Consider the following 20,309-nt stretch of genomic DNA (forward strand, 5'->3'; position numbering starts at 1 on the left):
TTCCGCCGCAGGGCCGGCGGCGCTTTTTTTATCTTTCGCTTTGGCTCTGCCTTTCCCCTTGCTAAAGCTTTTCTTCCCCTCCCCCGGCGCCGCAATTCCGCGGAAGCGGCGTACCGGCGTGCTACGGGCCTGGTCAATAAGCTGGAACAGCGTCCCGACCAGCGGCTGCATGAAATCCTGATAACGGCACTGTTTCTCGCTGATTTGCGTCAGAATCGACTCCCAGTGGGCAGTCATGTCCGGACGCGTCGCCATCTCCGGCAACGAATGGAAAAGCGCCTTGCCGGCATCGGTAGAGTGGATATAGCGCCCTTTCTTGGTCAGAAAACCGCGTTTGAACAATAGCTCGATAATTCCGGCGCGGGTCGCCTCCGTACCGAGACCGTCCGTGGCGCGCAAAATTTTCTTCAGGTCTTTATCCTGCACAAAGCGGGCAATACCGGTCATCGCCGACAGCAGCGTGGCGTCGGTAAAGTGACGCGGCGGCTGGGTCTGGCGCTCCACCACTTCCCCTTTTTCGCACAGGAGCTCATCATCTTTAGCGACCACCGGCAGCGGCATGCCGTCGTTTTCTTCATCGCGCTCTTTATTGCCTAACAGGGTTCGCCAGCCCGCTTCTGCCAGAAAACGCGCCTTGGCCACAAACTTACCGTTGGCGATATCAAGATCGATCTGACACTTTCTGAACACCGCATCCGGGCAGAACTGCATCAGATACTGGCGGGCAATCAGGGAGTAAACCTTTTCTTCGTTGTCGCTGAGCTTCACCTGCGAACTGCGCGCGGTGGGGATAATGGCGTGGTGGGCATCGACCTTTTTATCGTCCCAGCAGCGGTTGCGGATCTCCGGGTCCACCACCGGCTGCGGCAGCAGGTCAGGCGCATGTACGCTGATGGCGTTCAGCACCGCATGTCTTCCGGCAAAATGCTCTTCCGGCAGATAGCGGCTGTCCGAACGCGGATAGGTAATCAGCTTATGGGTTTCATACAGCTTCTGGCAAATATCCAGCACGTTCTGCGCGCTAAATCCGAAGCGCTTCGCGGCTTCAATCTGCAGCGCCGAGAGGGAAAACGGCAGCGGCGCTGGCTCGGAGTCCCGCTTGTCGTTATAAGCGGTCACCGTCGCCGGCTGGCCCTCAATGCGCTTGACCACATGTTCGGCAAGCGAACGATGCAGCAGCCGTCCCTCTTCATCCTGGTAGGGTTCACAGGCCTCGCTGGGGATCCAGGTGGCGACAAAACGCTCCTCCTTCGGGGTGACGATATGCGCCTTCACATCGAAGAAGTCTTTGGCGACGAAGTTTTCAATCTCTTCATCGCGGCGTACAACCAGGCCAAGCACCGGCGTTTGCACGCGTCCGACCGATAGCACCCCTTGATAACCCGCGTTACGCCCAAGGATGGTGTAGGCGCGGGTCATATTGATCCCATATAACCAGTCGGCGCGGGCGCGAGCCAGCGCCGAGACGCACAGCGGAACGAACTCGCTATTGGCGCGCAGGCGGTTAATCGCCCGCTCCACCGCCTGCGGGTTGAGATCGTTAATCAGGCAGCGCTGCACCTGCTGGCGCTTTTCCGGCGCCAGCTGCAGGTAGTCGAGCACCTCGTCCACCAGCAGTTGACCTTCTCTGTCCGGGTCACCCGCGTGGATCACTTCCTGCGCATCGCCAAGCAAACGCTTAATCACGTTAAGCTGTTTGGTCACCGAGGGCTTGGGCTGGAGCTGCCACTTTTCCGGAACGATAGGCAGGTCGAGCAGATTCCAGCGCGCATAGCGCTCATCATAGACGTCCGGCTGAGCCTGCTCCAGCAGGTGGCCGATACACCAGGTGACCACCTGTCCGTTGCCGCATTCAATATAGCCGTCGCCTTTGCGATGCGGTTTTGGCAGCACATCGGCAATGGCGCGGCCGAGACTCGGCTTTTCTGCAATAAACAGCCGCATGAAATCAACGAATCTCGATCATAGGGCGTCCGCCGCGGGCGGTCACCAGCTCGCCGATAGCGGTCAGCGTGATGCCATATTCAGCGGCTGCTGCCAGCACCTCGTCCTCGGCTTCCGGCGTTACCGCCAGCAGCAGGCCGCCGGAGGTTTGCGGATCGCACAGCAGATCGCGCCACTCAGGCGGCATTTCGCCCATCAGATGCCCGTAGCTGGCAAAGTTTCGCCCGGTTCCGCCCGGCACCGCACCGGCCGCAATATACTCTTCCACGCCCGGTAGTTTCGGGATACTGGCATAGGTGAGTTGCGCCTGTACGCCCGCGCCGCGGCACACTTCGCTCAGATGCCCCAGCAGTCCGAAGCCGGTGACGTCGGTCATCGCCTTCACGCCGTCAATGTTGGCGAACGCCGAGCCGACGAGGTTCATCTGGCACATGGTTTCCGTCGCCAGCCCCTGATGTTCCGGCTTCAGCAGCGACTTTTTCTCGGCAGTGGTCAGCACGCCGATACCCAGCGGTTTCGTGAGGTAGAGTTTGCATCCGGCCTGAGCGGTACTGTTTTTCTTCACCCGCTCGGTCGGAACCACGCCGGTCACCGCAAGACCGAAGATGGGTTCAGGCGCATCAATCGAGTGGCCCCCGGCCAGCGCGATCCCCGCCTGCTGGCAGGCAAAACGCCCGCCATCAACTACCTGACGGGCAATTTCCGGCGCCAGCGTATTGATGGGCCAGCCGAGGATAGCGATGGCCATTATCGGCTTGCCGCCCATAGCGAAAATATCGCTGATGGCGTTTGTCGCGGCAATGCGCCCAAAGTCGAACGGATTATCGACGATCGGCATAAAAAAGTCGGTAGTACTGACAATCGAGGTACCGTTGCCGAGATCGTAGACCGCGGCATCATCGCTGGTTTCATTCCCCACCAGCAGATTCGGGTCAATAAATTTGGCCTGGTCGCTCTGCAGGATGGTTTCCAGCACTTTAGGGGAAATTTTACATCCGCAACCGGCTCCGTGGCTGTATTGCGTTAAACGAATGGCTTGCTCGCTCATGGACATCTCCTGTCATTGCAATCCCGATATGGTAGCGCCCAAATGGCGGAGTGGTAAGTGCGACAGTCCGAAATCGCGTATGGTTGCTCATTAAGCAGACAAAAAACCGATTTTGCGATGCGGGCCCGCTTTTTCGTCGTCATTTTACCCTTTACTAAAAAATGACAGAAATGTAACAACAAAAAATTCTGTTTTGTCTGGACATATAACAACGTAAGGAAGTTTTCATGAAAAAGCGTGTTCTCGCCCTTTGCCTGGCCAGTTTCTTCTCCATCAACGCTTTCGCCCTGGTTCCCGCCGGTAACGACGTCACCACCAAACCGGATCTCTACTACCTGACCAATGCGCAGGCTATCGACAGCCTCGCGCTGCTACCGCCGCCGCCGGAGGTGGGCAGTATCGCGTTTTTAAACGATCAGGCCATGTATGAGAAGGGACGCCTGCTGCGCGGCACCGAGCGCGGCAAACTGGCGGCGGAAGACGCAAACCTGAGCGGCGGCGGCGTCGCCAACGCCTTCTCGGGTGCCTTCGGCTCGCCCATTACCGCCAAAGATGCGCCGGAGCTGCACAAGCTGCTCACCAATATGATTGAAGATGCCGGCGACCTGGCCACGCGAGGGGCGAAGGAGAAATACATGCGCATTCGCCCCTTTGCGTTTTACGGAGTCGCCACCTGTAACACCAAGGAACAGGATACGCTATCGAAAAACGGCTCCTACCCCTCCGGCCACACCTCTATCGGCTGGGCCACCGCGCTGGTGCTGGCTGAGATTAATCCGCAGCGGCAAAATGAAATTCTTAAGCGCGGCTTTGAGCTGGGCGAAAGCCGGGTGATCTGCGGCTATCACTGGCAGAGCGACGTCGACGCGGCGCGGATTGTCGGTTCGGCGGTGGTTGCCACGCTGCATACCAACCCGGCCTTCCAGCAGCAGCTTCAGAAAGCGAAAGACGAATTCGCCAAACGGCAGAAGTAACCTCATCGCTGTTAAATTCCCGGAGGCGGCGCTTGACGCGCCTTATCCGGGCTACGGGTTCCCAGCCGTCCGCGGTTTGGTCGCCCGGGCAGATGCGCCAGCACCGCCTCCGGGAAAGGTGTCGAGCCTGGTACACTGGTACGGCTTCCACCCGACTCGCGCTGCGCTTAGCGGGGCTACAATCCCGGAGGCGGCGGTGAGCCGGGCCCGCCCGGCATAACGAGAATGGACTCAGAAGCGCGTCACGAACGGCGCGGTATCCGGCAAAGTGATGGTGGTTGAAGCTTTGAGCTGCGGCGTTCCCAGATAAAGAAAGCCCACGATTTTATCCTGCTCGCGGCAGGCAAACCCTTCACGGACGACCGGGCTCTCGGTTAATGCGCCGCTGCGCCAGATACCGTTAAAACCCTGCGCCACGGCCGCCATCTGCATGGCCATCACCGCGCAGCCCGCCGACATCTCTTGTTCCCACCTGGGGACCTTCGGATGATCTTCACAGCGCGCCACCACCGCAATAATCAGCGGCGCGCGGAACGGCGCGCTGCGCGCTTTTTCAATCGCCTTTTCATCTCCGCCTGCCGCCACGGCGCCTTTTTCCAGCAGCTGGCTGAAGCGCTCGCGCCCATCATCGGCAATAATGAAGAAGCGCCACGGCTGTAGCGTTCCGTGGTCCGGCGCGCGCAGCCCCGCGCGAAGGATGTTTTCCAGCTGTTCGCCAGCCGGCGCCGGATCGGTCAAACGTGAAGCGCTGCGGCGATTAACCAGTAGTTCGAGAGCATCCATCTGTGTAACTCCTGTGATGTCATTTTTCATAAAATTAACATGCACAAGGATTTTGTTACAGCCCAGCGGGTGATTCCTGCTGACAACCGTCGGCACTCTCATTAGGATAGCCAGACGCGGCAGCCCCTGCGGCTTGCCCTATTTTGATAATGGTTAGGGAGAATACATGCGAACTCTTTGGCGACTGCTCGCCGGAATCTTTAAATGGACATGGCGAGTGCTCAACTTCATTCGCCAGCTCGCACTGAACGTGGTTTTCCTTGTGCTGGTGCTGGCCTGCGTCGGTATCTGGGCCCAGTTCAGCAGTAACACAACAGAGCATACCACTCGCGGCGCGCTGCTGATGGATATCACCGGCGTGGTGGTCGATAAACCTTCGGCCAGCAGCAAACTTGGGGTCATTGGCCGTCAACTGTTTGGCGCCAGCTCGGATCGCCTACAGGAAAACTCGCTGTTTGATATTGTGCAGACAATTCGCCAGGCGAAAGACGACCGCAATATCACCGGCATCGTGCTGGATCTGAAAAACTTTGCCGGCGGCGATCAGCCATCGATGCAGTACATCGGTAAAGCGCTGCGCGAATTCCGCGATAGCGGCAAACCGGTCTACGCCATTGGCAGCAGCTACAGCCAGGGGCAGTATTATCTGGCCAGCTTCGCCAATAAAATCTGGCTTTCGCCGCAGGGCGAAGTGGATCTGCATGGTTTCGCGACCAACGGCCTGTACTACAAATCGCTGCTCGACAAACTCAAAGTATCGACCCACGTTTTCCGCGTCGGCACTTATAAATCAGCGGTAGAGCCGTTTATCCGCGATGATATGTCCCCGGCAGCGCGCGAGGCGGATAGCCGTTGGATTGGCGAACTGTGGCAAAACTACCTCAACACCATCGCCGCCAACCGCCAGATCTCCGCACAGCAGCTGTTCCCTGGCGCTCAGGGGGTCCTCGACGGTCTGCGTAAAGTTGATGGCGACACCGCCAGGTACGCGCTGGATAACAAGCTGGTTGACGAGCTTGGCACCTCTACCGAAGTGGAGAAAGCGCTGACTAAGCAGTTTGGCTGGAGCAAAGCGGATAATAACTACAGCGCGATCAGCTACTACGACTACACCGTGAAAACGCCTGCCGATAAAGGCTCCGCGATAGCGGTTATCTTTGCTAACGGCGCGATTATGGATGGCGAGGAAACGCCGGGTAACGTCGGCGGCGACACTACCGCTGCGCAGATCCGCGACGCCCGCCTCGATCCGAAAGTGAAAGCTATCGTACTGCGGGTAAACAGCCCTGGCGGCAGCGTCAGCGCCTCGGAGGTGATTCGCGAAGAGCTGGCGGCGGCAAAAGCGGCCGGCAAACCGGTGGTGGTATCGATGGGCGGCATGGCGGCCTCCGGCGGCTACTGGATCTCCACCCCGGCGGATTATATCGTCGCGAACCCGAGCACCCTGACCGGCTCTATCGGTATCTTTGGGGTAATTAACACCGTCGAAAATACGCTCGGCTCGATTGGCGTTCATACCGATGGCGTGGCCACCTCTCCGCTGGCCGATGTCTCCACCACTAAAGCGCTTCCGCCGGAAGTACAACAGCTGATGCAGCTCAGCATCGAAAACGGCTATAAGCGCTTTATCACCCTGGTGGCGAACGCGCGTAAGAGCACGCCGGAAAAAATCGACCAAATCGCCCAGGGCCACGTCTGGACCGGTGAAGATGCGAAAGCAAACGGTCTGGTCGACAGCCTCGGCGACTTTGACGACGCGGTGGCAAAAGCCGCCGAGCTGGCGAAGCTGAAAGAGTGGCATATCAATTATTATCAGGAAGAGCCGACTTTCTTCTCGATGGTAGTCGATAGCCTGACCGGTTCCGTTCGCGCGGCGCTGCCGGCGGCGGTTCAGGCTTATTTGCCTGCGCCGGTGGCCGCTGCGGCTAATGCAGTGAAAAACGAAAGCGACAAGCTGGCGGCCTTTAATGATCCGCAGAATCGCTACGCCTTCTGCTTGACCTGCGCCAACATTCGTTAATCCCACGCCGCCCCATTCCACGGGGCGGCATTTTTCACTTCATCCTTCCCGCCGCCTCTTTCCTGGCTACGCGCAGCAACGCTGGCCCCATAGTCACTATGCTCCCACAGATTTCATTGCTTGCCGCCTCGATGCAGCGTAAATGTTTTTGTGTCAGGCAAGCCATGCAATACACGAAAGCAGCCGACGCCCCTGCAACTTGCGGCGTGACGGGTATATACTGCGCCTGTCTACGTTTAACCTAAGCGATGCTATGCAGAAGAAATCTATCTACGTTGCCTATACTGGCGGCACCATTGGTATGCAGCGTTCTGAACACGGCTACATTCCCGTTTCCGGCCATCTCCAGCGCCAGCTGGCTTTGATGCCCGAGTTTCACCGTCCGGAGATGCCGGACTTCACCATTCATGAATATGCTCCGCTGATGGACTCCTCCGATATGACGCCGGAAGACTGGCAGCATATCGCCGAGGATATTCGCGATCGTTATGACCAGTACGACGGTTTCGTGATCCTGCACGGTACGGATACCATGGCGTTTACCGCTTCGGCGCTCTCCTTCATGCTGGAGAATCTGGGGAAACCGGTCATTGTGACAGGGTCACAAATTCCGCTCGCTGAGCTACGCTCCGACGGGCAGATTAATCTCCTCAACGCCCTGTACGTCGCCGCCAACTATCCGATTAACGAAGTGTCGTTGTTCTTCAACAACCGTCTCTACCGCGGCAACCGTACAACAAAGGCCCACGCCGACGGATTTAACGCCTTCGCTTCGCCAAACCTGGCGCCGCTGCTGGAAGCCGGGATCCATATTCGCCGTCTCGGCACCCCTCCCGCACCGCACGGCAGCGGTGAGCTGGTGGTTCACCCTATCACGCCGCAGCCGATTGGCGTGGTGACCATTTATCCCGGCATTTCCGCCGACGTCGTGCGCAATTTCCTGCGCCAGCCGGTCAAAGCGCTGATCCTGCGCTCATATGGCGTCGGTAACGCGCCGCAGAACGGCGAATTTATTCAGGTCCTGGCTGAAGCCAGCCAGCGCGGTATCGTGGTGATTAACCTGACCCAGTGTATGTCCGGCAAGGTGAATATGGGCGGTTACGCCACCGGTAACGCGCTGGCTCAGGCCGGGGTGATTAGCGGTTTTGATATGACCGTCGAAGCCACGCTGACCAAGCTACACTATTTATTGAGTCAGGATCTGGACGTTGCGGCTATCCGTCGCGCAATGCAGGAGAACCTGCGCGGCGAACTGACCCCCGATGAGTAAGGAGAAACACATGACCCAGCGCGCGCTGCTTCTGGTCGATTTACAAAATGATTTCTGCGCCGGTGGCGCACTTGCGGTCCCGCAGGGCGATAGTACGGTTGACGTCGCCAACCTGCTTATCGACTGGAGCCTGACGCGGGGCGAAACGGTGGTAGCCAGCCAGGACTGGCATCCGGCGAATCACGGCAGCTTTGCCAGCCAGCATCAGGTTGAACCCTATACCCAGGGCGAGCTCGACGGCCTGGCGCAAACTTTCTGGCCGGATCACTGCGTGCAAAACAGCGAAGGCGCGGCTCTGCATCCGCTGCTCAAACAGCAGCATATCGCCGCCGTCTTCCACAAAGGCGAAAATCCGGCCATAGATAGCTACAGCGCCTTTTTCGACAACGGCCACCGACAGAAAACGCAGCTTGATGCGTGGCTGCGCGAACGCGATATTCGCGAACTCACGGTGCTGGGTCTGGCCACCGACTACTGCGTCAAGTTTACCGTGCTCGACGCTCTCAATCTGGGCTACAACGTCAACGTCATTACCGACGGCTGCCGCGGGGTGAATATTCAGCCGCACGACAGCAATCAGGCATTTATGGAGATGGCCGCCGCGGGCGCCACCCTCTATACCCTGGACGACTGGCTGGAAACCCACGCATAACCGGTGCCGACAGGCATTTTCCCTGTCGGCGCATTTCTCAGGCCAGCGTTGAAATCTCCTCCAGCGATATCTTGCGCGTTTCGATGCCAAAGCAGAACAGGATCAGCGCACAGAGTACCAGCATCACCCCGAGCACCATAAAAACCGTAATCGCGCCGTAGCGGGTCAGCAGGACAGCGACGCCGTAGGGAGTAAAGACGGCGACAATTCGCCCTACCGCGTTGACAAAGCCTGAACCGCGCAGCCGGAGATGCGTTGGCCACAGCTCCGGCACGTACACCGCCGAGGCAAAGCAGACGTACATATACAGGAAAAAGATCATCACCAGGCCATAGCTTAAGATGGCCCACTCTGCGGTTTGAATCGAATAGAAGTAGCCGAGCACCGCAATAATAATCAGCAGCAATGAGCCAAATAACCGCCGCGGAAAACGGTCGATAATCAGCGCGGCGATAAATATTCCCACCGGCGCGCCAATCATAATAATCGCGGTCATCAAGATTGACTTCGTCACGTCGATGCCCGAATTGACGAAAATTGTCGGGATCCACACCGTAATGGTATAGAGCGAAATATTCATGGCGATTAGCACCGTGATTGCCACCAGCGTGCGCCGCAGCATCTGGCCTTTAAACAGCAGCCAGAAAGAGCCGCTTTCCACACACACATCCGCCGTTTGATCCGCGCTTTGCCAGGCCGGTAAGGTAATATTTTTCTCTCTCTCGATTTGCGACTCTACCTGCTGGAGATGCTTTTCAGCGGCGCTGCGCTGCCCTTTTCCGGCCAGCCAGCGGGGAGATTCAATAAAGTATCTTCCCGACAGATACCAGGCCAGCAGCATGGCTCCTCCGCCGAACAGAAACATCATCCGCCAGCTTAAAAAAGCAATCACCACGACGCCAATTGCCGCCGATAGCATAGGCGACCAGTTGCCGACAAAGGAGAGCCGGGCGGACCATTTTCCGCGTACCGCGGGCGGAATAAATTCGGTAAAGGAGGCATAGCCCACCATAATCAGCGCCCCCATTCCGCAGCCCATCAGACAGCGAAAAAAGATAAGCCAGTACATGTTGGGCACAAAGGTTGCCGCACAGGCAGAGACCCCGACGATCAGTAAATTCAGCCGAAATGCTTTACGTCGCCCGAGATAATCACCTATAAAACCTCCGGTCAACGAACCAATAAAGTAGCCAAACATCAGCGCCGAGGTAAATGCGGCGTTGAGATAGTTATTTGACCAGCCATTGCTGACTAACTTTGCCAGCACCACGTTGCCGGAATAGCTGAGAAAACCGGTGATTAATAAACTAAAACTAATAATGCCAAAAATACGAAAATGAAATCGTGATAAAGGTAAGCGGTCTAATCTTGCGCCGATAGGGTCACATTGTTCCATCTGGATGCCTCAAATTCAGCTAAAATATAAAGTATGGCCATCGCGGCAGAATCATTTTTGCCGCGCCAGCCATCATCATTAAATTTTTATGGCATTATCCAGGTGCAAATTAAAATAATATCGATACAGCCAATCTTAATGTTAATAAACAAGTTGAATATTATTTTCTTTACAAAATGCAATCCACTGTGCACCCGGCGCCTTATTGGTGATAAGGTAATTAATATGGCTAAAATCCACGAGCTGGACGAATGCTTTGCGATCGAATTTTGAATGATCGACCAGCAAAGCGACTTCGGTCGCCTGGCGGATCATGGTTTTCTTAATTTCCGCTTCCGCTTCGTTAGAGTCCAGCGCCCCGCTCTGCATATCCAGCCCTTTGCAGCTCATCACCATAATATCAACATGATAGCGGCTAATAATTTCCTTAGTGATCCTTCCCTGCAGCGACAGCGTATTCTTATTGAGCTCGCCGCCGGTAGATACCACGTTGATTTCAGACTGTGCCAGCTCATGAAAGGCTTCCGCCGAGTTGGTTAACAGCGTGAGATCGTTTCTCTCTTTCAACAGCTTTAATAATTCCATCGCGGTACTGCTGGAGTCGGCAGCCATGGTGGTTTTATTCTTTATAAACGGTAATGCATTGCGGGCAATGATCTGCTTCTCTTCTAAAAAAGATTTAGCGCGTTTATAAAAATGAATATTGTCAGCTAAAGCATTGGAATTTAATACAGCGCCGCCGTACGTGCGGGTCAAATAACCTTCATCTTCGAGCTTTTCCAGATCGCGACGGATGGTTTCCTCAGTGACCTGAAAAATTGCGCTTAAATTAGAAACCGCTACTTTCTTATCATTAGCCACCATTTGCTTTATGGCCTGAATCCTGTCTTTTGCCGCCACGATGACACCTCTGTTTCCTGCAAAGTCATAATAAGATTCTAGTATCGCACAGGCCATGTTTATTTTCAAAAGAACCTGTCTGAATCACAGATTTAATACTCTTTTACACAGAAACAGAGGTCCGCGTCTTCTCTCTTATTTAGTATCCAGCGCTTCCGCCATTCGCCTCATCAATAATGAATCATCATCGGTCAGAGCGATGTTCAGCGCATCGACATTCTCGCGCACCTGCTCGGGCGCCGTAGCGCCGCTCAGCAGGGTAATGAGATCGCTTTGCTTTAATATCCACGCCAGCGCCAGCGCGGGGATGGTACAGCGATATTTTTCGCATAGCGGCTGCCATTGCTCAAGCATATCAATCACGCGCAGCATATTTTCCCGCTGGAACCAGACCTTATTGGCCCGCGCACCGCCGGGAACATAATCACGGCCGATAGTCCCGGTCAGTAGCCCCTGCTCAAGCGGCGAGTAGACCTGCACTACAATGCCGTTCTGTTGACAGAGCGGCAGTAGCTCGGCCTCCAGCGCCCGGTCAAGAATGCTGTACTTGGCCTGCACGATATCCAGCTCGCCGTGCTTGAGGTACTCTCTGATATGCCCGGCATCTACGTTCGCCGCGCCGATAGAGCGAATTTTTCCCTCTTTCTTAAGCGCGTTCAGCGTGGCTACTGTCTCCGCAATTGGCGTAAAGCAGGGCTCTACCGACTGCCAGTGGGTCATATAGATATCAATAGTATCGATGCCCAGCCTTTGCAGGCTGGCCTCCACCTCTTCGCGAATCGACTCGGGCGTCAGGTTTTTATACAGCTGGCGATCGCCCACCTTATTAAACAGGCTGCCCGTGCGCTCCCAGACGATACCGCATTTGGTTTCGACAACGACTTCGCGGCGCGGCAGCTGTTTAAGCGCCTGGCCAACAATCACTTCGCTGTTGCCAAAGTTGTAGCCTGGCGCGGTATCAATCAGATTGATCCCGCAGCGATGCGCCTCAACAATGGTGTCGATACATATGTGCAGATCGAGATCGCCGTTCCACGCCGGGCCGCCGCCAATGGCCCATGTGCCTAATCCCATTCGGGAAAGCGTGATATCCGTACTGCCTAAAGAAATCATTTTCATCTGCTGCTATTACCCTTCATATTCGTCGAGAAGTTGTTCAACCAGCGTTCTGTTCTTCACGCCCGTCGTGGCGCCTACGCTCAGCACCGAGATCGCCGCCGTGGCGTTAGCAAACAACGCGCACTCGCGCAGCGGTTTGCCTTCAAGCAGCGCGGAGATAAATCCCGAGGCAAAATTATCCCCTGCGCCAATGGTGTCGATGGCGGTAATGCCTGAAACCGCCGGCACTTCCAGCTTCATATCGGCACGCTTAATAAAGCAGCCTCGCTTGCCGGTCTTAATAACCACCGTTTTCACCCCGCAGTTCAGGAAGCTATCGGCGATCTCATCCAGCGTCTCTTTGCCGGTGAGCAGTTTTGCCTCGGCATAATTGGGAAACAGATAATCGACGTAGCTCAGCGCCTGGCGAATATCGTTCAGAGTTTCGTTAAGCCGCGGCTTAATCATATCGGCGCAAATAATTAATCCGTGCGCTTTGGCCTGAGTGAATATCTCCGTTAACGCTTTACCATCGAGCAGCGGGCTATTAAAAATGCTCGCCAGCGACAGCAGCTTTGCCTGAGAGAAGCGGCCAAAGTCCACATCGTTAATATTCAGCTTCCACAGACTACCATTGCGGTTAGTCACAAAAGTACGCTCGCCATCGGCGGTGACCAGACCCACATTAATGGAGGTATCGATTTCGCCATCCTGCTTCAGGCTGTGGATATCAATATTCTCCCGGCGACAGTGTGCAAGAATAAAATGTCCCGCCGCGTCGTCCCCTACCCGACTCATTAATGCCGTTCGATGACCGAGTCGGGAAATAATGGTTGCCTCGTTAATTGCGTCCCCCCCGGTGGTCATGGCGATGCGTTCTAAGGGATATGAGTCAACATCAAAGATATTTTTGCTCACCGGCTGCAGGGGAATATCAACAATGGCCGCGCCTATACAAATAACCTCGATATTATCCATGTTGTCATTCCGCTTTACCGTCAGAGCCAAACAGTTTGATTTTCTCCAGCGCGCGCGTTTTGACCGCTTTGCGTACTTCGCGCTCAACGTGCAAGAACGGTTGATTCTGGTTCTCCTGCACTGCCGCCATCGCCGCCTGGCACAGTTCGGTATGAATGTTAATTTTGGAAATACCCAGCGAAATAGCCTGCTTAATATCCGCGTCGCTAATGCCGGATGCGCCGTGCAGTACCAGCGGAACGGATACCGCCTCGCGCACGCGTTTCACCACCTCAAAGTTGAGTTTCGGCTCTGAGGTATAGACCCCGTGCTGGTTACCAATCGCTACCGCCAGGGAATCGCAGCCGGTGCGCTCGACGAATTCCGCCGCTTGATCCGGATCGGTATAGTGATAGCCCGCCAGCGCTTCTTCGTAGACCGTTTCATTGCCCACGTGTCCCAGCTCCGCTTCGATCGGAATGCCCAGCGGATGGAAGAAGTCCACCGCTTCTTTGGTCAGACGAATATTCTCTTCGAAATCAAAGGCGGAAGCGTCGCGCATCAGGGAGTTCATGCCATGGGCCCACGCATTGTGGATAATTTCCATGCTGCGTCCGTGGTCCCAGTGCGCAATCACCGGTACCGAGGCCTTTTTGGCCATTGAAACCATCATATGCGAAAAATCTTCAAACGAGGTATTGCCCACAAATCCAGTGCCGAAAGAGATAATCACCGGCGATGTTGACTCTTCCGCGGCATCGATAACGCCCATCAGCATTTCGGCATTCCACACGTTAAAGTGGGCAATGGCATAATGTTTATTTTGCGCATCATTTTCCCAATATTTAATATCAGCCAGCATAGTTGTTTCTCCCTTTTTAATAAATTAATGGTTAACTCTAATAACGCCTTTAATCATCTCGCGTTTGTTATTAACAGATTCCTCAAACGCGCGCTGAACATCCTCGTAGTCGTAAATGTGCGTCACCATCGACTTCACATCGAAACGGCCGGAGGAGATAGCTTCAATAGTCACCGGGTAGCGGTTGGCATAGCGGAAAACGGTCTGAATCGATACTTCGCGGTTAATTTTCAGGAAGTTAATTGCCGAATCCCCGGGGACCGTACCGACGATCATGATTTTCCCTCCACGCATGACCAGATACGGTGCCTGCTTAACGGTGATGGCCGAACCGGCGGTTTCGAATACGATATCAGCCCCCATGTCGCCGGATAACTGCTGGCAGCGCGCGACGGTGTCCTCTTTTGCGCCGTTGATAACGACTTTGGCCCCGAGCTGTTCGGCCATGGCCAGGCGTTTTTCCAGCACATCAACCACCGTGATATCAGTAGCCCCCAGGCAAAGGCATGCCTGCAGGGTCATTAAACCAATACAGCCTGCGCCAAGAATGACGATTTTCTTGCCAGGCTTGACGTCCGCCAGCATTGCGGCATGCATGCCGACCGCCGCAGGCTCCACCAGCGCGCCTTCCATCGTGTCCATATTGTCGGGCAGCTTATAGGTGAAGCTCTCCGGATGGCACAGGTAGTGGGTTAACGCGCCGCGATAATTTGGCTGCGTGGCCATGAAATCAACGTCAGGACAGATATTGTATTTCCCCTCCAGACAGTAGCGGCAGTGGCCGCACGGCACCCCGGGTTCAATATTCACCCGGTCGCCGGGTTTAAATTTGCTCACGCGGTTTCCCACCGCGACCACCGTACCGGCGCATTCGTGCCCCAGACCAATTTCCTGATTGGGATCTTTCGGCGGAATAAAGGGACCTGATTCGAAACCGTGAACATCTGAACCGCAAATACCAACGTATTCAATTTTGATCAGCACTTCATGTTCTTTGGGTACCGGAATATCGGCAGCGATGATTTTCATCATACCCGGCGTTTTTAAAATCGCTTTTGAATTATTCATTTTATTTTCCGTCAATATTATTTGCTGGTAACGGCATCAATACCGAGACTTTCGACAGAGACGCCTTTAGTTTCAATTCCGATTGTGGCGATAGCGACTGCAACAATAATGGAGACGGCCCCCAGCAGCACAAATACCCCGGTTACGCCATAGCCGTTAAGTAATACCGCCACCGCATAGGGTGCGGCGATACCGCTGATGCGCCCCACCGCGTTCGCCAGGCCTGAACCACGAAGCTTCGCTTCGGTCGGCCATATTTCCGGCACATAGACCGCTGAGGCGTAACAAACGTACATATAGACAAACGTAATCAGGAAGAAGCCAATTAACGTGATGAACAGCATACTGGTTTGCAGAGAATAGATATATCCCAGCACGGCGATTAATACCAATAAGCCCACACCCATAGTTTTCCGCGGTATTTTATCCATCACCAGCATAGCGATGAAAATGCCAAACGGCGCGCCGAACATACTCATGGTGTTTAAAACAATGGAGTCTTTCAGATTAATGCCCTGGGTCATAAATATCGTCGGTAGCCAGTTAATTAAGGTATACTGGACGACATTCATGGCAATCAGGACGAAGGAGCCTAAAATAACCCGCTTGAGTAATACGCCGGTTAATAAGGCTGAATAAGGAACCGCGCGCGGCGCTTTACCATCATCTTCTGTTACCACTGGCGGCAATGGCTTACCGGTTTGCTGCACGACCCTCTCTTCAATGGCCCGCATCACCTTTTCCGCTTCCGCGTAACGTCCGCGAGACTCCAGCCAGCGGGGCGATTCAGGGAAACTGCGCCAGGCAATAACGGTAGCAATTAGCGACAGCAGCGCCGGGATCAGCAGCTGTACGCGCCAGTTCCATTCCGCGCTGATTAACGGCGTTAATCCCATCGCAATCAGCGAACAGAGCGGATAAGACCAGTTGCCGATAAACGAGACCCGACTGGACCAGGTGCCGCGATTTCTGCCGGGCATATATTCGGTGAATCCGGCAAATAAGGTCACCAGCAGCGCGCCTAACCCTACCCCCATGATAAAACGACAGGCAATCAGAAAGATCATATTCGGCGAAAACGCCCCAATGACCATGGCAATAATATGAATCGCTTCATACAGGATGAACGCATTTTTACGCCCGATCTTATCGCCGATAATGCCGCCGCCGAGCGCGCCAAGAAACATTCCCGCCGTGGTAATGGCAGAAAACGTAGCGGTCGTGGAATTATCGGTCCAGCCCAGGTCTTTTAGCTGCGCGAGTATTAACCCGCCTACGGCATTACTCCAGCAGACAAGTAATCCGAAAGCGACCATGGCAAACATTGAAGCGTGCCAGCGGCAGTCGGGCAGGCGATCGAGCCTGGCGCCGCAGTGCGGTTTTGCTATCTGTTCCATCCGGGAACCTTCCTTTAATAAATGGGTTATTCATCAAAGTCGTAAGTCATGATGACCTTAATCGCGGTTTTATCGACCATGGCATCAAAACCTTCGCGCCACTGCGACAGGCCAATGCGATGAGTAATCATTGGTTTGACTTTGATCGCGCCGTTGGCGAGCAGGCGAATGGCGTTGCGCCAGGAGGTGGAGTCGTAAGCCATATGGCCGATGATGCTTTTGTTCCAGGCAGTGATGTCGTTGATGGAGAAGTCCAGCGGTTTGAAACCCATCCCCACGCGGACCACTTCACCGTTGGGGCGCAGCATTTCGATAGACTGTTTGAGGGCAATGTTGGCGCCTGAACATTCGATAACCAGACCGAGATTATCTTTGCCGCAAATTTCCTGACAGCGCGCAACGACATCTTCGTTCGAACCGTTGACCACCGCCGTCGCACCCAACGCTTTAGCGATGGGGAAACGCACCGCGACGTCCTCTTCCAGCCCGACCATCACGATATTGACGGCCCCCATGATGCGCGCCATCTGTACGGCAAAGAGCCCTAGCGGACCGGTACCGAAGACCACCACGTCCTGACCGGGGAGAAATTTGGATTGTTGAGCGATAGATTTATAGGCGTTACAGATAGGATCCAGCACCGCCGCTTCTTCGTAATCAACACCCGGCGGGATTTCCCACAGTGCGTGGCGATGAATTTTGAGGATCTCTCCCGGCACCAGGCAGTATTTCGAAAATCCGCCGCCCCAGGTATTGTTATCAAGACCTAAATTAACTTTTTCTGTACAACACAGAAAATCACCTTGTTCGCAGGCCGGACACACGCCGCAGACGTGCCCGCTATTATCAGAAACCACCCGCTGGCCCACTTTCCAGTCCTTAACCTTTTCGCCGACCCGGACGATTTCACCGGCAAATTCGTGGCCGCGAATGGAGTTGAATTGGTCGGATCCGCTATCGACGTTGTAGTGCTTCATATCCGCGCCGCAAATGGCTGCCGCCTTGATTTCAATCACCACATCATCCGGACCGCAGACCGGTTCCGGAACATCAATCATCTTATAGCCGCCAAAGGCCTTACCAAATCTTGCCAGTGCTTTCATTGCGTCTTCCTTTGTTTGTGGTTTTGCATCAGTGGGAGCAATACTTAACCACGAAATCTTTAAGGTCAACATTAAATCTTTAAAACACAGATATTGATCTGCATTTCACAACTTAGATCACAAATACGGCAAAATGGATGGCGGAGAGAGATGTGAAGGAAAGCTTATGGCGTTGGCATGGCGCGGCTTCGCTGATGCAGCGTGAACCCCTTCGCAGTTTTGGGCAATGGAAGATGCTAGCCTGCACGAGCTGTTTTTTCGCCACGCCATTTCCGTGGCGTGTTTGTTTTACTAAGTCACTTTTCTGTCAAAGAGGATTTGCTATGAAACTTTTGCCTTTACTGGCAGCTTTACCCCTGCTCTGCGCGAGCGTCGTTTCTGCTAATACCCTGATGTCCGTCGGCTACTTTAACGGCGGCGGCGACGTCACTGCCGGTCCTGGCGGCAATATCGATAAACTTGACGTCCGGCAGATTACCCATCTCAACTACTCGTTTGGTCTGATCTATAACGACGAAAAAGGTGAAACCAACGCGGCCCTGAAAGACCCCGGCAGGCTGCATCAAATCTGGCTGTCGCCGAAAGTGCAGGCTGATTTGCAGAAAATCCCGCATCTGCGCCAGCAGAATCCGAACCTGAAAGTTTTGCTTTCCGTCGGCGGCTGGGGAGCGCGTGGATTCTCCGGCGCGGCGGCGACAAAAGAAACCCGAGCGCTGTTTATTCAGTCGGCGCAGGAGATCATTGAAAAATATGGTCTTGATGGTATCGATCTGGACTGGGAGTATCCGGTCAACGGCGCATGGGGACTGGTCGACAGCCAACCGGCCGATCGCGATAATTTTACCGCCCTGCTGAAAGAGCTGCGTGCGGCGGTGGGCAATAAAAAACTGGTGACCATCGCCGTGGGCGCTAACGCGGAGAGTCCGAAGAGCTGGGTGGATGTCAAAGCGATAGCCCCCTCGCTCGACTACATCAACCTGATGACCTACGACATGGCTTACGGCACCCAGTACTTCAATTCCAACCTGTACGACTCCTCTCAATGGCCGACGGTCGCAGAAGCCGATAAGTACAGCGCTGATTTCGTGGTCAACAACTATCTTGCGGCGGGTTTGAAGCCCAGCCAGATGAACCTGGGGATTGGTTTCTATGGGCGGGTACCGAAACGCGCCGTCGAGCCGGGCATTGACTGGAGCAAACCGGATGCGCAGAAAAATCCGGCAACGCAGCCTTATTTTGAGCCGCAGCAGGTCGAGCTGTTCAAAACGCTAGGCGTCGATCTGTCAAAAGATACCTACGTGAAATATAACGATATCGTGGCGAAGTTCATCAACGATCCGCAGAAGCGCTTTACTCAGCATTGGGATGATGAAGCGAAAGTGCCGTGGCTGTCGGTAACTTCTTCCGACGGTAAAGCGCTCTTTGCCCTCTCCTACGAGAACCCGCGTTCGGTGGCGATCAAAGCCGACTATATCAAGAGCAAAGGACTGGGAGGCGCGATGTTTTGGGAGTACGGCGCCGATGATCAAAACCAGCTAGCGAAACAGCTGGCCGAATCCCTGGAGATCAAACGCTGATCTGCGCGATGTCACCGCCTGCACAATAGGTTATGATAAGCACATTCCGCTGCGCCAGCTCCGGCGCAGCTTTTCATTTGCAACAGAAGGCATGGGTATTATGGCTTATATCCCGAAAAACTACGCCCGTCTGGAAGTCGGATATCGCGAAAAAGCGCTGAAGCTCTTCCCCTGGGTCTGCGGACGCTGCTCGCGTGAGTTTGTCTATTCGAATCTGCGTGAACTGACGGTACATCATATCGACCACGACCACTCCAATAACCCGGAAGATGGTAGCAACTGGGAGATGCTGTGCCTCTACTGCCACGATCATGAGCACTCAAAATACACCGAGGCCGATCAGTATGGTTCAACGGTGGTGGCCGGCGAAGATGCGCAGAAAAGCGTCGGCGAAGCGAAATATAACCCTTTCGCCGATCTAAAAGCGATGATGAACAAGAAATAACGCCCAGCTGACGCTAAGCCCGGCGTTCAATTGGCCGGGCCGTTCAGGCTCAGGATTTAAACGTCGCGATAGGTTGCGGCGAAATACCAAAGTCCACTTTCAACTGCTGTTTACTCTTCATCACCATCTGTCCGTTGGTGTCGATGGTCATATGCTGCGCGTCAACGTTATATCGGGCCTGCCAGAGCATCACCAGCTGCAGACAATTCTCTTTCTGCTCGGCTGTTAACGCCACGCCGTCGGGCCATTTTCCCAGCTCCACCGCCGTCGCCAGACGCTGATACACTTCCGGCGTCATGCCGTCGATAATCCGTTCAATTTCCATCGTTCTCCCACCTCATGTTGGAATAATTTGCTGAATCGTTTTTTCAACCCTTGGTTTGCTCACCATTTTCATCATTGGTGAAGCTTAAAGAGGCCGAATTAACACAAAAACGCTCACCGGTAGGCTGCGGGCCATCCGGGAAGACGTGTCCAAGGTGAGCATCGCAGTTTCCGCAGCGAATTTCCGTGCGCTGCATACCGTGGGAGTAATCGTTAAGATAGCGAATAGCATCATCGCTTACCGGCTCATAAAAGCTCGGCCAACCGCAGCCTGAATCATACTTGGATTGCGAGTTAAACAGCGGCGCGTCGCATACCAGGCAGTGGTAGACGCCATCGCGTTTGTTGTGGAGTAGCCGCCCGGTGAACGGCGGTTCAGTACCGTGATTCTGCGTCACGTAAAACTGCATCTCGCTCAAATTTTTTTTGAGCTCGTCCGAAGAGGGTTTATTCGACATTGGCTTGCTTCTCGCTGTGAAAGGACAACTTTT

Annotated in this window: 18 protein-coding genes and 1 pseudogene; 6 read left to right on the forward strand and 13 right to left on the reverse strand. The window is 54.6% G+C overall.

All coding sequences use genetic code 11. The features are described from left to right. Window positions 1-11: 11 nt before the first annotated feature. Window positions 12-1,944, reverse strand: a pseudogene (locus tag K2184_RS16470) (DNA topoisomerase III); the annotation flags it as partial. Window positions 1,945-1,948: 4 nt separating this feature from the next. After that, window positions 1,949-2,992: a selenide, water dikinase SelD gene (selD, locus tag K2184_RS16475; protein WP_004101299.1), complete on the reverse strand. Its 1,044-nt coding sequence runs from the start codon at window positions 2,990-2,992 to the stop codon at window positions 1,949-1,951. Window positions 2,993-3,219: 227 nt separating this feature from the next. Here selD and phoC point away from each other — a divergent pair, with 227 nt between their 5' ends. Beyond that, window positions 3,220-3,966: an acid phosphatase PhoC gene (gene phoC / locus K2184_RS16480; protein WP_004101298.1), complete on the forward strand. Its 747-nt coding sequence runs from the start codon at window positions 3,220-3,222 to the stop codon at window positions 3,964-3,966. Between the two features lie 231 nt (window positions 3,967-4,197). Here the strand turns inward: phoC and K2184_RS16485 are convergent, their stop codons facing one another. Further along, window positions 4,198-4,749 (reverse strand): NAD(P)H nitroreductase, encoded by a 552-nt coding sequence (locus tag K2184_RS16485; RefSeq protein ID WP_004101297.1) that lies wholly within the window; start codon window positions 4,747-4,749, stop codon window positions 4,198-4,200. 166 nt (window positions 4,750-4,915) lie between these two features. Here K2184_RS16485 and sppA point away from each other — a divergent pair, with 166 nt between their 5' ends. From sppA to pncA, 3 genes are all read left to right on the forward strand, one after another. Then, the gene (gene sppA, locus K2184_RS16490) at window positions 4,916-6,769 is read left to right on the forward strand and encodes a signal peptide peptidase SppA (RefSeq protein WP_004112300.1); all 1,854 of its coding nucleotides are present in this window, start codon (window positions 4,916-4,918) and stop codon (window positions 6,767-6,769) included. Between the two features lie 253 nt (window positions 6,770-7,022). Next, complete coding sequence (ansA, locus tag K2184_RS16495; RefSeq protein ID WP_004101295.1) at window positions 7,023-8,039, forward strand: asparaginase; 1,017 nt, start codon at window positions 7,023-7,025, stop codon at window positions 8,037-8,039. Between the two features lie 10 nt (window positions 8,040-8,049). After that, complete coding sequence (pncA, locus tag K2184_RS16500) at window positions 8,050-8,691, forward strand: bifunctional nicotinamidase/pyrazinamidase (protein ID WP_032728098.1); 642 nt, start codon at window positions 8,050-8,052, stop codon at window positions 8,689-8,691. A gap of 37 nt (window positions 8,692-8,728) precedes the next feature. On the opposite strand, the gene K2184_RS16505 is transcribed toward pncA, so the two are convergent. The 8 genes from K2184_RS16505 to K2184_RS16540 form a co-directional block, all read right to left on the reverse strand. Next, window positions 8,729-10,087, reverse strand: a complete 1,359-nt coding sequence (locus tag K2184_RS16505) for an MFS transporter (protein ID WP_023320745.1) — start codon at window positions 10,085-10,087, stop codon at window positions 8,729-8,731. Window positions 10,088-10,228: 141 nt separating this feature from the next. Continuing rightward, window positions 10,229-10,987 carry a DeoR/GlpR family DNA-binding transcription regulator gene (locus K2184_RS16510; protein WP_026055917.1) on the reverse strand — a complete coding sequence of 253 codons (759 nt, stop codon included), beginning with the start codon at window positions 10,985-10,987 and terminating at the stop codon, window positions 10,229-10,231. A 135-nt stretch (window positions 10,988-11,122) separates the two neighbouring features. Continuing rightward, window positions 11,123-12,106, reverse strand: a complete 984-nt coding sequence (gene ydjG, locus K2184_RS16515) for an NADH-dependent methylglyoxal reductase (protein WP_196552848.1) — start codon at window positions 12,104-12,106, stop codon at window positions 11,123-11,125. A gap of 9 nt (window positions 12,107-12,115) precedes the next feature. Next, complete coding sequence (locus tag K2184_RS16520) at window positions 12,116-13,063, reverse strand: carbohydrate kinase family protein (protein ID WP_004112280.1); 948 nt, start codon at window positions 13,061-13,063, stop codon at window positions 12,116-12,118. Between the two features lie 4 nt (window positions 13,064-13,067). After that, complete coding sequence (locus tag K2184_RS16525) at window positions 13,068-13,904, reverse strand: ketose-bisphosphate aldolase (protein ID WP_016808483.1); 837 nt, start codon at window positions 13,902-13,904, stop codon at window positions 13,068-13,070. A 24-nt stretch (window positions 13,905-13,928) separates the two neighbouring features. After that, window positions 13,929-14,972 carry an NAD(P)-dependent alcohol dehydrogenase gene (locus K2184_RS16530; RefSeq protein ID WP_064370415.1) on the reverse strand — a complete coding sequence of 348 codons (1,044 nt, stop codon included), beginning with the start codon at window positions 14,970-14,972 and terminating at the stop codon, window positions 13,929-13,931. A 17-nt stretch (window positions 14,973-14,989) separates the two neighbouring features. Further along, entirely contained in the window at window positions 14,990-16,369 is a 1,380-nt protein-coding gene (locus K2184_RS16535) for an MFS transporter (protein ID WP_163525082.1), read from the reverse strand. A 26-nt stretch (window positions 16,370-16,395) separates the two neighbouring features. After that, complete coding sequence (locus K2184_RS16540) at window positions 16,396-17,472, reverse strand: zinc-binding dehydrogenase (protein WP_163525083.1); 1,077 nt, start codon at window positions 17,470-17,472, stop codon at window positions 16,396-16,398. 323 nt (window positions 17,473-17,795) lie between these two features. Between K2184_RS16540 and K2184_RS16545 the strand changes: the two genes are divergently transcribed. Continuing rightward, a complete protein-coding gene (locus K2184_RS16545) occupies window positions 17,796-19,049 on the forward strand; it encodes a glycoside hydrolase family 18 protein (RefSeq protein WP_024274039.1) in 1,254 nt (417 codons plus the stop codon). Window positions 19,050-19,149: 100 nt separating this feature from the next. Further along, a complete protein-coding gene (gene yajD / locus K2184_RS16550) occupies window positions 19,150-19,494 on the forward strand; it encodes an HNH nuclease YajD (protein WP_004101273.1) in 345 nt (114 codons plus the stop codon). A gap of 49 nt (window positions 19,495-19,543) precedes the next feature. On the opposite strand, the gene K2184_RS16555 is transcribed toward yajD, so the two are convergent. Beyond that, window positions 19,544-19,819: a YeaC family protein gene (locus K2184_RS16555; protein WP_004101272.1), complete on the reverse strand. Its 276-nt coding sequence runs from the start codon at window positions 19,817-19,819 to the stop codon at window positions 19,544-19,546. Between the two features lie 43 nt (window positions 19,820-19,862). Further along, window positions 19,863-20,276, reverse strand: a complete 414-nt coding sequence (msrB, locus tag K2184_RS16560) for a peptide-methionine (R)-S-oxide reductase MsrB (protein WP_004101271.1) — start codon at window positions 20,274-20,276, stop codon at window positions 19,863-19,865. Window positions 20,277-20,309: the final 33 nt, after the last annotated feature.

The organism is Klebsiella sp. K5-306 (assembly GCF_051835185.1).
Classification (GTDB): domain Bacteria; phylum Pseudomonadota; class Gammaproteobacteria; order Enterobacterales; family Enterobacteriaceae; genus Klebsiella; species Klebsiella oxytoca.